At 70.2% G+C, this 14,119-nt stretch carries 6 protein-coding genes; 3 read left to right on the top strand and 3 right to left on the bottom strand.

Annotated elements, in window-relative coordinates; genetic code table 11:
- Positions 1–10: 10 nt before the first annotated feature.
- Both NM962_09980 and NM962_09975 read right to left on the bottom strand, forming a co-directional pair.
- On the bottom strand, positions 11–4,534 hold the full coding sequence (locus NM962_09980) for a cation-translocating P-type ATPase (protein UVO14292.1): 4,524 nt from the start codon (positions 4,532–4,534) through the stop codon (positions 11–13).
- A 147-nt stretch (positions 4,535–4,681) separates the two neighbouring features.
- Positions 4,682–5,626: a GDP-mannose 4,6-dehydratase gene (locus NM962_09975; protein UVO14291.1), complete on the bottom strand. Its 945-nt coding sequence runs from the start codon at positions 5,624–5,626 to the stop codon at positions 4,682–4,684.
- Positions 5,627–5,658: 32 nt separating this feature from the next.
- On the opposite strand from NM962_09975, the gene NM962_09970 reads away from it, so the two are divergent.
- From NM962_09970 to NM962_09960, 3 genes are read left to right on the top strand one after another with little or no spacing between them, the layout of a single operon-like run.
- Positions 5,659–7,446: a hypothetical protein gene (locus NM962_09970; protein ID UVO14290.1), complete on the top strand. Its 1,788-nt coding sequence runs from the start codon at positions 5,659–5,661 to the stop codon at positions 7,444–7,446.
- Between the two features lie 56 nt (positions 7,447–7,502).
- A complete protein-coding gene (locus NM962_09965; GenBank protein ID UVO14289.1) occupies positions 7,503–11,429 on the top strand; it encodes an AMP-binding protein in 3,927 nt (1,308 codons plus the stop codon).
- Positions 11,426–12,781: a M1 family metallopeptidase gene (locus NM962_09960; protein ID UVO14288.1), complete on the top strand. Its 1,356-nt coding sequence runs from the start codon at positions 11,426–11,428 to the stop codon at positions 12,779–12,781. The genes NM962_09965 and NM962_09960 overlap by 4 nt, the downstream gene beginning before the upstream one ends.
- A gap of 23 nt (positions 12,782–12,804) precedes the next feature.
- On the opposite strand, the gene NM962_09955 is transcribed toward NM962_09960, so the two are convergent.
- Positions 12,805–14,103 (bottom strand): TQXA domain-containing protein, encoded by a 1,299-nt coding sequence (locus tag NM962_09955; GenBank protein UVO14287.1) that lies wholly within the window; start codon positions 14,101–14,103, stop codon positions 12,805–12,807.
- Positions 14,104–14,119: the final 16 nt, after the last annotated feature.

Raw genomic sequence — 14,119 nt, 5'->3', positions numbered from 1 at the left:
CGGGACAGTCTCAGCGCACCAGCTCCAGCTTCGCGGAAGACTTCTTCGCGGCGGCCTTTTTAGCCGGTGCTTTCTTGGCCGGCACGGCCTTCTCGGCGGGGGCCTTCTTGGCAGCCGGGGCTTTCTTGGCAGCCGGAGCTTTCTTGGCCGCGGCCTTCTTCGCCGGAGCCTTCTTGGCAGCCGGAGCCTTCTTCGCCGGAACCGCCGCCACCGCCTTGGTGGGGGCCGCGATCTCCTTGGCCGGGGCAGCGATCTCCTTAGTCGGGGTCGAGAATCGGCTCGCCACAGCCACCGCGGCGGTGGCCGCCGCGGCCGTGCCCAGACCCTGCGCCCAGCCGATCGGGCCAACCGGCGTGCAACCCAACAGCTGGCTGACTCCGGGGGTGGAGACGATCGCCGCGAACAGCGCGAACGATCCGGCCGCGGTGGCCAGCACCATCGGCGCCCGCGAATCGACCACGGTCTGACCGAGTTCGGTGGTCACCAGCGAGATCAGCGCCACCGTCGCGGCCCGCTGCGGCAAACCGGTTACCGAAGCCATCGCCCACGCTGCGGTGCCCGCCGCGGCGGTGACTCCGCCGCGGAACGCCACCGCACGCCACAGTTTGCCCTCGTCGAGTCCGGGCACCGCGTCACCGATCGGGCCCGCCGGCGTGCTCACCGCCACGGCGGTGGCCGGCAGCGCGTCGGTCAGGGTGTTCATCAACAGCAGCTGGCGGGTGTTCAGCGGTGAATTCCCGGTGATCGCCGTGCCGATGACGGAGAACATCACTTCGCCGGCGTTGCCGCCCAGCAGCCCGGAGATGGCCAATTGCACACCGCGCCACAGGCGCCGGCCCTCGTCGATCGCGTCGACCAGGGCACCGATCTTGCCGTCGGTCAGCACGACGTCGGCGGTGGCATGTGCCGAGTCACTGCCGTGCGCAACGACACCCAGCCCCACCGTGGCGGCGCGGATCGCGGCGGCGTCGTTGGCGCCGTCACCGACCATCGCCGACACTCGGCCGGCGCGCTCCAGGGTCTGGACGATCTGCACCTTGTTCTCCGGCGACATCCGGGCGAAGATCACCCGCTCGCAGACCACCCGCTCTTGTTCCTTGCGATTCAAGGCATTCCACTCCGAGCCGGTGATGACCTGCTCGGGGGCCACGGTCACGCCCATCTCGGCGGCGATCGCGGTGGCCGTGATCGGGTGGTCACCGGTGATCATCCGGATATCGACGCCGCGGGCGGCCAGATCGGCGAGCAGCTGCGGAGCGTCGGCCCGGGGGGTATCGGCCAGGCCGAGGAACCCGAGCAGCGTCAGCCCGGAGGCACTGACCTCCACGAGACGTTCGGAATCGTCCCGGACGGCCCGCACCTGGGCGGCGGTCAGCTTGCCGTGGGCGACCGCGATCACCCGCAGGCCCTGGGCGGCCATCGCGGCCACCTGCTGCTCGACCGCGGCGTCGACGTTCTCGCAGGCACCCAACACCACTTCCGGTGCGCCCTTGACCAGCAGCTCCGATCCCAGCACCGATGCCGAGAAGGCCCGGCCGGAGCGGAACGGCAGGTGCGCGTCCGGCTCGATCCACGGCCGGGCGCCGGCGGCGGACGCCGCCCCCTCGACGATGGCCTGGTCAGTGGCGTGCGCGTGCGCCGCACCGTCGGGAGCCGGCGCCGCCTGCGCGGCGGTACCGAGTACGTCGTCGTCGGAATATCCCTCAAGCGGGCGCACCGTGGCGACCCGCAGCCGGTTCTCACTGAGCGTTCCGGTCTTGTCGAAGCAGACCACGTCGACCCGGCCGAGTGCCTCCACCGACCGCGGGATCCGCACCAGCGCACCGGTTTTGCTCAACCGTTGCGACGACGCGTGCTGGGCCAGGGTGGCCATCAGCGGCATGCCCTCCGGGACGGCGGCGATCGCGACCGCGATCGCGTTGCCGAGCGCGACACGCAGCCCGCCCTGGCGCAGCAGGCCGAGCGCGCCGACCGCCACACCACCGGCGGCGCTGTACGGGAAGGTCCGGTACATCAACTGGGACAGGTGGTGCTGCAGACCGACCTCGGGCAGCTCGCCGGAGGCCAGTTCGGAGGCCCGGCGGGCCTGGGTGTCGGCGCCGACGGCCGTCACCATCGCCAGCGCCTTACCGGCAATCACCGTGGTGCCCGCGTAGAGCATGGAGCTGCGCTCGGCCAGTTCGGCGCCGGGAGTCGGGTCCAGCTGTTTGCCGACCGACAGCGATTCGCCGGTCAGCGCGGACTCGTCGACCTCGACGTCGGACACCTCGATCGTCCGGGCGTCAGCGGGCACCACCTCGTTGCTGCGAACCTCGATCAGGTCACCGGGCAGCAGTTGTTCGGCGGGGATTTCGTGGTAGGTCGGGATGCCCTCGGCGTCCATCAGCACGACGCGGGCCGGCGGGGCCTGCTGGGCCAGCAAGGTGTTCAGGCGGCTCTCGGCCCGCAACCGCTGATAAGCGGCCAGCATGGCGTTGCCGGTGAGCACGGTGCCCACCATCACGGCGTCGATCGGCGAGCCCAGCATGGCGGTCGCCGCCGAGCACAGCGCCAAGATCGGCGTCATCGGGTCGGACAACTCTTCCCGCACGGCGTGGAAGTACGGCCAGAACATGCCTTGCGTTTCCGCGTCGACCGGCGCGCGTTCGGCCAGCGGCGTCACCGCGTCCGGAGACAAGAGCTCGCGCGCCTGCTCGACCGTCATGGCGTGCCACTCGTAGGCCGGTGCCGGCTTGGGTGCGTGCGCCCGCAGCACCCGGCGGGCCAGCAGATACCCCGACAGCATTCCGGCGCCGGCACCGACGGTCACCGGCCCCGGGCCGCGGCTCTGCCCCGCCCCGACACCGGGGATGGTCGCCCGAACCCCGCGGACCAGCAGCAGCCCGGCGATGGACGACGCCCCGATCGAGATCGCGACCCCGCGCTCGGTGGCCGTTCGGGCCGCCGGCAGTGCACGCAACACCTGCCATGCTCCGGCGAGGTCGGCCAGCAGCAGGTCGGCGTAAAAGGGAGGTGGGGTGTCGGCATGCTCGCTCGTCGGCATGACACCCAGCGCCAGATCAGCCGACGCCAGCGCGTGGGCTGCCGAGGTGGACAGCACCGCGACGGTGCGGCCGGCCTGCTGCAGGTCGGTGACGGCCGCGGCCAGCGCGCCGTCGAGATCTTCACCGGAAACCGGCCGGATGTCGTCGAAGCCGGGACGCAGCTCGCCGAGGATCTCGGTGTCCACCGTGACCAGCTCCGCGCCGGAGGCGCGTGCTTCGAGGACCACCGCCGAGGCCAGCGCATGGTGCGCGGGCAGGATCAGCGCGTCCACCGACTCCTTGCGGGTCGACCCGCGGACGGTCATGCCGGGAACCCGGTGCCAGCCCGGGCGCAGTCCGGGCTTGTCGAGCAGGCTCTGGGCGCTGTTCCAGGCCTTCGGCAGCTCGTGCTCGCTCGCTCCGCGGATCTGCACCACCCGGCGTTGTTCACCGGTCAGCGCCCGCGGGTCGATGACCACGGTGTCGATCTTGTCGAGGCGGCGCAGGCTGTCCGGCCGCAGCGGCAGCACTCCGTGCGTGTCGGCCAACCCCTGCCCCAGGGTTGCGGCGAACGATTCGCAACTGGTGCGCACCGCTTTCGGGGAGGTGGCCAGGATGGCACTCGAAGTCATGTCCAGGTTGCGAGTGAGCGCGCCCACCGCCCCGGCCGCGACCACCTGGGCGACCGCGGTGCGCTTCAGGTAGCGCTCGCCCATACCGTCCGGCCGCGGGACGGGGCGCGCAGTGGTGTGCACGTCCGAGTGTTCTGCGAAGCGGGCCAGCTCCGGCTCGTACCGGTTCCAGGCCAGCGCCCCGGCGCGGGTCTCGGAGGCCTTCAGGCCCTCCACCATCAGGTCCACCGCCAGGATCGCCGGGGACATGGTGACGACGTGCGACGCGAGCGAGACCAGCGAGAGCACCCTGTCGGTCTTTGCCGGGCCGATCCGGCTTGCCAGCGCGTCACGGACAAGCGGCTGATAGCGGGCCACCGACGCCGCGGCGTCGAAGATCTTGGGCGCGGCGGGCAGGCGCATAGCGCTGCCCACGGTCGCGATCGCCAGCCCCACCGCGTTGGCGCCCACCATCGCGCCCTTGGTGGCCAGCAGCAGTCCGTCGCCCGGCAGCGCCGCGGTTTCGGCCGCAGTCAATTCGAGCCCCTTTTCGACGGCCTGGACCACCGCGCACAGATCGGCCAGCGAAACGTGATCGCCGATCTCGACGACAACCCGCGACAGCGGACGGTTCAGCCGCACCGAGGTGACGCCGGGCTCGGCCCCCAGGGCTTCCAGAACCTCGGCACCAATATCTACGCCGTCGGAGTCGTCGAGCCCGTGCACCTCGATCCAGGCCCGGCCCGCACCGCGCCAACTCCGTCGGCTGGTCAGATCGGAGCGCTCACCGGCCAGGATCTTGGCGCCCTCACGCAGGGGGATGGCGGCGAGATCCAGGCTGGCCGATGCGACGGCACCAACGGCGTCCAGACCGAAACGGCCGATTGCGAAAACATCCATGGATTGCCTCCAGCGTCATAGCAGCGCTGGAGGTCTCTTCCGCCGGCTGCCCGGCCCACAGCGCCGGTCACCCGATGACGGGCGACGTGATGACGACACTGCGAATTGGGGAATACTCCCCTCCGACCGGCCAGTATGCCACAAAGTTCAGACGGTCTTCATCTGCCGGAAGTATGCGACGGTGCGTGTCACCCCGTCGGCCAGCGCGACCTGTGGGCGCCAGGCCAACACGTCCGCGGCCCGCGAGATGTCCAGGCAGGACCGCTTCAGGTCACCGAGGCGCGGCGGGTGGAACTCCGGGTCGTCGGGTGCACCGACGGCGGCGGCCACCGCGGTGTGCAGCTGCCGGTCGGAGGTTTCCACGCCGGTGCCGACGTTGAACCGCTGCCCGTTGCCATCCTCACCCGAGGCCCGCACGAAAGCATCTACCACGTCGTCGACGAACACGTAGTCACGAGTGTTGGAGCCGTCCCCGAACACCTTGGTAGGCCTGCCCTCCAGCAGCGCCTGGGCGAAGATCGCCACCACCCCGGCCTCGCCATGCGGGTCCTGCCGAGGTCCGTAGACGTTGGCCGGCGCGATGTGGGAGCACTGCAGCCCGTAGAGGTGTCCAAAGGTGTTGAGGTAGATCTCGCCGGCCACCTTTCCGGCGGCATAGGGCGAAGCGGGGTCCGTGGGGACGTCCTCACTGGTCGGATAGTGCGATGGAGTGCCGTAGATCGACCCGCCCGAGGAGGTGTGCACGATCTTGCGCACCCCCGCCGTCCGGGCGGCTTCGGCAAGCCGGATCGTCCCGATGACATTAACCGAGGCGTCGAAGACCGGGTCGGCCACCGAGTGGCGTACGTCGATCTGGGCGGCCAGGTGAAAGACCACCTCGGGCTGGTGCTGCGCCAGGATCGCCTGCAGGTCCGCGGAGACGATGTCGGCCTCGACGAAGGTGAAGCCGGCGTCACCTGCCAGATGCTCGATGTTGAGGGCCCGGCCGGTGGCGAAATTGTCCAGCCCGACGACCTGGTGTCCGTCCGCCCGCAGGCGGTCGACCAACGTCGATCCGATGAACCCGGCTGCTCCGGTGACCAGTGCTCGCACCGGCCCACCATACCGACAGGTAAGAAAGACTGATGCGCACCCGATTCGCCGCCCTGCCTTGGGTCTGGTGGGCGGCGGTGGGATTGATCGCCGCGCAGCTGGTGGTCCGGGCGGTGGTGGCGTTCGGGGGCTACTTCTACTGGGACGACCTGATCCTGATCGGCCGGGCCGGGACCCACCCGCTGTTGTCGCCGGCATACCTGTTCGACGACCACGACGGTCATGTGATGCCCGGCGCGTATCTGGTGGCCGGCGCCCTCACCAAACTGTGGCCGCTGCAGTGGGCCGCGCCGGCGGTCAGCCTGGTGGTACTGCAGCTGCTGTCGTCGTGCGCGCTGCTGCGCGTGCTGTGGGTCATTCTGGGCTGGCGGCCGGTGCTGCTGGTACCACTGACCTTCGCGCTGTGGACCCCACTGGGCCTGCCGGCCTTCGCCTGGTGGGCGGCGGGATTGAACTCGCTACCGCTGTGCGCCGCATTGTCCTGGGTGTGTGCCGAGGCGATCCTGTTGGCGCGCACCGGGAATCGGCGCTACACGCTGAGCGGCGCACTGGCCTACGCCGGCGGTCTGCTGTTCTTCGAGAAGGCCGCGGTGATCCCGTTCGTGGCGTTCATGGTGGTGGTGCTGCTGCGTTACATGGCCGGCGAGCATGCCGCGCTGAGCGGGGCGTGGCGCAGCGGCGTCCGGTTGTGGACGGCGATGCTGGTGCTGACCGCGGGGTGGATCGGGGTCTACCTGGCGGTGGTGAATCAGAAGCGGTGGAGTTTCGACCTCGACATGACCCGCGACCTGCTGCTGCGCTCGATCACGCATGGCATCGTGCCCAGCCTGGCCGGTGGCCCCTGGACCTGGGCACGCTGGGCGCCGGCCTCGCCGTGGGCGCTGCCGGGGCCAGTGGTGATGACGCTGGGGTGGCTGGTGCTGGCCGGGCTGTTGGCGGTGTCGCTGGCGCGCAAGCATCGCTTGGCGCCGGTGTGGCTAGCCGCGGCCGGCTACGCGGCGGCCTGCCAGGTGCCGATCTATCTGATGCGCTCCTCGGCGTTCACCGCGCTGGAGCTGGCGCAAACCCTGCGTTACCTGGCCGACCTCGTCGTGGTGCTGGCGATCCTGGGCGCGGTCGGGTTGTGCGCCCCGAACCGGGACTCGTCGCGGTGGCTGGATGCCTCACCACTGCGCACCGTGGCGGTGACCGGCCTGGCGGCGGCGTTCACCGCGAGCAGCCTGTATTCGACGGTGACGTTCTTGACCTGCTGGCGGGATGATCCGGCTCGCGCGTACCTGCAGAACGCCCGGCATGGCCTGGCCGCGGCTCACGCCGCCTCCGATGCGCCGATGCTGGACCAGGAGGTCGACCCGCTGGTGCTGCAGCGGGTCGTCTACCCGGAGAACTTGGCCAGCCACATGTTCGCCCTACTGCGCGACCGTCCCGAGTTCGCCTCGGCGACGACACAGTTGCGGATGCTGACCAACGCGGGGACGGTGACCGACGCCCAGGTGACATGGGTCCGCTCCCTGGTTCCCGGACCGGTGCCGCACTGCGGCTATCTGATCCAGCCGGACCGGCCGGTGACAATGCCGCTGGACGGCCCACTGCTGCCCGCGGACTGGACCGCCGAGATCAACTACCTGGCCAACGTCGACGGTGCGATGACGCTGTCACTGTCCGACGGGCCCGACGTGCGTGTGCGGGTCCGCCCGGGCCTCAACCGCGTCTTCGTGCGACTGCCCGGCGCCGGATACAACGTGTCCGCGCGCGCCGACACCGCAGCGCTGTCGGTGTGCATCGCGGCAGGCCCGATCGGCTACCTCGCGCCCCGCTGACGACTGTGACAGTTGAGCGCTGCACTCCCCGACCGTGCTAGGTACGTTCTACAGTCGTGCCCTCACTGCAAGTCCCCGCGCAATATCTGCGCGGCTCCTCGGCGCCGCAGCCCCGCACCCTGATCGCCATTCTGCAAGAGACCGCTACCCGCTACCCCGACGCTCCCGCCATCGACGACGGCAACGTGGTGTTGACCTACGCGGAGCTGATCGAGGACATCGCCGACAGCGTCGCATGGCTGGCCGCCCGCGGTCTCGGCCGCGGCGATCGCATCGGCATCCGGATGCCGTCGGGCAATTACGCACTGTATGTGGCGATCCTGTCCACGCTGGCGACCGGCGCGGCGTATGTGCCGGTGGATGCCGACGATCCGCCCGAGCGCGCCGAGCTGGTGTTCAACGAAGCCCAGGTGGCAGCGGTGATCACCGAACAGGGCCTGATCCGCGGACCCGGCGCGTCACGCGGCTGGCGGGCCACGGCACCGCAGACCAGCGACGACGCCTGGATCATCTTCACCTCGGGGTCCACCGGCACCCCGAAGGGCGTGGCCATCACGCACCGTAACGCGGCGGCCTTCGTCGACGCCGAAGCCCAGCTCTTCTTGCAGGACAACCCGATCGGGCCCGGCGACCGAGTGCTGGCCGGGCTGTCGGTCGCGTTCGACGCCTCCTGCGAGGAGATGTGGCTGGCGTGGCGCTACGGCGCCTGTCTGGTGCCGGCGCCACGGTCACTGGTGCGTAGCGGCATGGACCTGGGACCGTGGCTGGTGGCGCGCGACGTGACCGTGGTTTCGACTGTGCCAACCCTGGCGGCACTGTGGCCGGCCGAGGCGCTGGAGGCGGTCCGGCTGCTGATCTTCGGCGGGGAGGCTTGCCCGCCGGAGCTGGTGGCCCGGCTGGCGGTGGACGGCCGCGAGGTGTGGAACACCTACGGCCCCACCGAGACCACCGTGGTGGCCTGCGCGGCGAAGCTCGACGGCACCGGCCCGGTTCAGATCGGACTGCCGCTGTTGGGCTGGGATCTGGCCGTGCTCGGCCCCGATGGGTCACCGGTGGCCGCGGGCGAGGTCGGCGAGCTGGTGATCAGCGGGGTCGGGCTGGGCCGCTACCTGGACCCCGACCGCGACGCCGAGAAGTACGCGCCGCTGCCCGAGCTGGATTGGCCGCGGGCCTACCGCAGCGGCGATCTGGTGCGCCTGGACGCCGACGGGCTGGTGTTCTGCGGCCGGGCCGATGACCAGGTCAAGGTCGGCGGCCGGCGCATCGAATTGGGTGAGGTGGACAGCGCACTGGTGATGCTGCCCGGCGTCAGCGGTGGTGCGGCGGCGGTGCGGACCAGCGCCGCGGGGACCCCACTGCTGGTCGGTTATCTGGTCAGCACCGATCCGGACTTCGATCTGGGGGCCGCACGCGCCGAGCTGGGCCGGCAACTGCCCGCCGCGCTGGTTCCCCGGCTGGTGCTGGTCGACGAACTGCCGACGCGCACGTCGGGCAAGGTGGACCGTGATGCGCTGCCGTGGCCGGTGGGGCCGGAGCCGGGTGCCCTGCCCGGCGGAGTTCTCGGGGACGACCCGGACAGCACCCTGGGCTGGCTGGCCGGGCTGTGGCGCGACGTGCTGGGCGCCCCGGTCCACGACGAGCAGGCCGACTTCTTCGCCCTCGGCGGCGGATCGCTGCAAGCGGCACAGCTGGTGGCCGCGGTGCGGCAGCGTTACCCGCAGACCACGGTCGCCCAGCTCTACGACCGTCCGCGGCTCGGCTCCCTGGCCGGATTCCTCGACGACATGGGCCGCAGTGACACCGGAGCCGACGCCGCGTCCCGCGCGGTTGCGCCCACACCGTGGCAGACCCAGGCCGCACAGGTATTGCTGTCGGTGCCGCTGGCCACGCTGACCGGGCTGCAGTGGGTGACGTGGCTGACGCTGATCAACAACGTGGTGTCGTTGATGCATCCGCTGCCCTGGCTGGTGCGGCTCGACTGGTGGTGGGTGATCGCCGCTTTCGTGCTGTTCGTGACCCCGCTGGGCCGGATGGGTATCGCCGCGCTGGGGGCGCGCGCCCTGCTTTCCAACCTGCAGCCGGGCACCTATCGGCGCGGCGGCCCCGAGCACCTGCGGGTCTGGATCGCCGAACGGCTCGCCACCGCCAGCGGAGCCGAGAACCTTTCCGGCGCACCGTGGCTGGTGTATTACGCGCGGGCACTGGGTAACAAGATCGGCGAGGGAGTGGATCTGCACTCCGCCCCGCCGGTGACCGGGATGCTGACGCTGGGCCACCGGTGTTCCATCGAGCCGGAGGTGGACCTGACCGGGCACTGGATCGACGGCGACGCGTTCCACGTCGGTCCTGTGACGGTAGGCAACGACGCCACCATCGGTGCCCGCACCACCCTGCTGCCCGGCGCTGCGGTCGGCAAGGACGCCGACGTCGCTCCCGGGTCCGGGGTAGTCGGCGAGGTGAAGAAGGGCCAGTACTGGACCGGTTCGCCGGCGGTGAAATCCGGTAAGGCGCACCACCCCTGGCCGGATCACCGGCCGCCGCCGAAACCGGTGTGGGCCGCGGTGTACGGGCTGACGTCGATCCTGCTAGGCGGGTTGCCGTTGTTGGCCTTAGGTGTCGGCCTGGCGGTGCTGGGCTGGGCGGTGCGGGATTGCGTCACCCTGGCCGACGCGATCCGGCCGGCCGTGCTGGCCACCCCGTTGGCCGCGCTGGTCGCGATGTTCAGCTACGCCGCCTTGACCGTGGTCGGGGTGCGGCTGTTGTCGATCGGGCTGCGCGACGGCTACCACCCGGTGCGCAGCCGGGTGGGTTGGCAGCTGTGGGCCACCGAACGTCTGATGGACGACGCGCGCGACTATCTTTTTCCGGTGTACGCCAGCCTGATCACGCCCTGGTGGCTGCGGCTGTTGGGGGCCAAGGTGGGCGACGGCACCGAGATCTCCACCGCACTGGTGATCCCGAAGTTCACCACGATCGCCGACGGCGCCTTTCTCGCTGACGACACCATGGTGGCCTCCTACGAATTGGGCGGTGGCTGGATCCACGTCGCGCCGGCCACCATCGGCAAGCGTGCGTTCCTGGGCAACTCCGGGATCACCCAGCCGGGCAGGCGGGTCCCCGACAACTCATTGGTAGCGGTGCTGTCAACCGCACCGCACAAGGCCAAGACCGGCTCGTCGTGGCTGGGCAGCCCGCCGGTGCGACTGCGGCGCAAGGCTGCCGACCTTGATGCCGAGCGCACCTTCGAACCGCCGCTGCGGTTGAAGCTGATGCGCGCCCTCATGGAGACATTCCGGCTGATCCCGGTCATCGTCACGTTTGCGATCGGAGCCGCGGTTTTGGGCGCGTTGCAGTGGGGGGCAACGCGGTTCGGCTACGGCTGGACCGCGCTGGGCAGCGGCGTGACGCTGCTGGCCGCGGGTGCGGTGGCCGGCGGCAGCGCGGTGGTGGCGAAATGGCTGACCGTGGGCCGGATCCGGGCGTCACAGCGCCCGCTGTGGTCGTCGTTCGTGTGGCGCAACGAGGTCTCCGACGCTTTCGTCGAAACGGTTGCCGCCCCGTGGTTCGCCCGCGCCGCAACCGGTACCCCGGTAATGAACCTGTGGTTGCGGGCGCTCGGCGCCACCATCGGCCGCGGCGTATGGTGCGAGACGTACTGGCTGCCCGAAGCCGACCTGGTGACGCTGGCCGCCGGCGCGACGGTGAACCGCGGCTGCGTGGTGCAGACCCACCTGTTCCACGACCGGATCATGCAGATGGACACCGTCACGCTGGACGCGGGCGCCACTTTGGGTCCCAACTGCGTGGCGTTGCCCGCGGCCCGGCTGGGCGCCGGCGCCACCGTCGGGCCGGCCTCGCTGGTGATGCGCGGTGACGAGGTGCCGGCGGCGACCCGATGGCAGGGCAATCCGATTGCACCGTGGCCGGTGTCGGGCAAGAAGCGTGGCTCTTCGGCCGCCGCGAGTCAGGAGCCCGCGGCATGAGCAAACCCACAAAGATTCCCGCGAAGTCGGTCACGGCCCCGGCACCTGTTCTTGACCCCTATCTGCCCGACAGTGGCAACAGCGGTTACCGGGTGTCGCGCTACGAACTCGATCTGGAGTACAAGGTCAGCAGTAACCGGCTCTCGGGCACCGCGACCATCACCGCGGTCGCGCTGGCCGCACTGCGCGAGGTCACACTCGACCTTGCCGACACCCTGTCGGTGGCCAAGGTGTGGGTGAACGGCCGCCCGCCGCGCCGCTTCGCCACCTCGGCGGGAAAACTGCGGATCACGCTGGCCGCGACGGTGCCGACGGGTGCGGCACTGGTGATCGCCGTCCGATACTCTGGATCACCGCGCCCCAGCGAAACACTTTGGGGTGAAGTGGGTTTCGAGGAACTGTCCGACGGTGCGCTGGTGTCCGGCCAGCCCAACGGTGCACCGTCATGGTTCCCCTGTGATGATCACCCCTATTCCAAGGCCAGCTACCGGATCGAGATCAGCACCGACAGTCCGTATTACGCGGTCGCCAACGGCGAACTGATATCGCGACGGGCCCGCGCCACCCGCACCACCTGGACCTACGAGCAGCCCGAGCCGACACCGACGTATCTGGTCACCCTGCAGATCGGCCGGTACGTGGCCCGCCGGGTACCGGGATCGGCGGTGGCAATTCGTGCGGTGCTGCCCGCGCGCCTGCAGACCGAGTTCGAGCAGGATTTCGCAGAGCAGGAACAGATGATGGAGCTGTTCGTGCGGCTGTTCGGGCCCTATCCGCTGGCGGCCGGCTACACCGTGCTGGTGACCGACGACAACTTGGAGATACCCCTTGAAGCACAGGGGATTTCGATCTTCGGCGCCAACCACTGCGACGGCACCGGAAGATCTAACCGACTGATCGCCCACGAACTGGCCCACCAATGGTTCGGCAACAGCGTCACCCTGCGGCGCTGGAGCGATATCTGGCTGCATGAGGGGTTCGCCTGCTACGCCGAATGGCTGTGGTCGGAGCACTCCGGCGGGCCGAGCGCCGACCAGCTGGCACGGCGTTACCACCGACAACTGGCGGGCCTGCCACAAGATCTGCTGTTGGCCGATCCCGGGCCGGCCGACATGTTCGACGACCGGGTGTACAAGCGCGGCGCGATCACCCTGCACCTGCTGCGCGAACGGCTGGGCGACGACGCCTTCTTCGCCCTGCTGCGCGACTGGACATCGCGCTACCGCCACGGCAACGCCGGCACCGAAGACTTCACCGCGCTGGCCGCCGGCTATACCTCGGAATCGCTGCGGCCGCTGTGGCAGGACTGGCTGTATTCCGCCGCCGTTCCACCGCTGGCAGCACCCCGTTAACTCTGCCGGCGGTGGATCCGGTGCTAAGTGGATCGAGCTCCTGACCGCGGTCGTCGGGACCGGTGCGGCAAGGCCCGCCGCTGCGACCAAGAGAGCTCGAAGTCGACGACCAGCGCGGCCGGAACCGCCAGCGCCACCGGGGTAAACATCTGCGAGTCCTGTTCTCCGGCAATACCGGTGATTACCCGACCGCCGTAGCCGTCATCGGTGCCGGGCACCGTGACGCGCACCCGTGCCGACACCGCGCCCGGGCGCGGACGCAGGTAGAAGACGCTGCCCGGCTCCACCGGGCCGATCAGCTCGTTGCCGTCGGCGTCCAGCAGCGCCGCACCTTCGGCGCTCAGTGCGGCAGAGTCGGCGACGGACAGGCGCAGCGGCCCCACCAGACCCTTAACCATGGTGGCGGCCGAGACGTTCAATCCGGGTGCGGTGGTGCGCGCCCGGGCCGCACCGGCCAGCAGGTACCGGTAGAGGGCCACGATGCGGTCGGCATTGCGATAGGTGCTGGTGCCGTTGAGCCAAAAGTCGACGTCGCCGAGAGTGGCCGCCGTGCGCGGTCCGGCCGCCGACAGGCGGTAGAACCGGTGGCCGCCGACGGTGGCACCCACGCCTAGCGCCTTGCGATGAGCGCCGGCGGCCTCGGCGGCCAGCCGCGACGAGGGCACCTCCCGCCAGCTACGGCCGTCGTCGGACTTGTGCAGGGTCATCGTTACCGGCTCCGAGGCGACCAGTTCCAGGGTGTAGCCGCCCAATTCGAGGGACTCTTCGAACTCGACGGTCACCCCGTCGGCGTCGCGCAGCACCCGGACCGGCTCGGTACGGGCGCGGGTGTCCAGCTCCAAACCGTTGGTCAACCGCCAGATCGCGGCCTGGGTGGCGGCTATCGCCTCGTGCTCGGTGATGTTGCCGCGTCCCAGCCGGTGGCCGGCCTCCCGCAGCCGACGGCTCAACTCGACGGTGGTCAGCCGCGGGACCGAGTTGCGCAGGATCCAATCGACCTGAACTTCGCGGGGGTCACGGGCGCCGGCACGCAGGCTCGGAACCGCCGACCAGGTGTCGATCCGGTACGCCGACGGCCGGGTGGGCGCGATGCCGTGGAAGTCCAGCGAGTACGCCGCGATGCCGGGGTTCAGCCGAATCAGATCGGTGCGCGCGCTGGTGCCGTCGGTGAACACGATCCGGTCGACGGTGTGCGAATACGTGCCGCCGTGATAGCGAGTCATTCGATCGATGTCGACGGCCGGGCGCGGTTGCACCCTGCGACGGACGGTCACCGTGGGCTCGGTGTCGAGAAAAGGAAAAACGGAGGTTGAAACGGTCATGCCGAGTCGACTTTCT

It is taken from the genome of Mycobacterium sp. SVM_VP21 (genome assembly GCA_024758765.1).
Classification (GTDB): Bacteria; Actinomycetota; Actinomycetes; order Mycobacteriales; family Mycobacteriaceae; genus Mycobacterium; species Mycobacterium heraklionense_C.
This window is presented reverse-complemented; position numbering and strand designations above follow the sequence as displayed.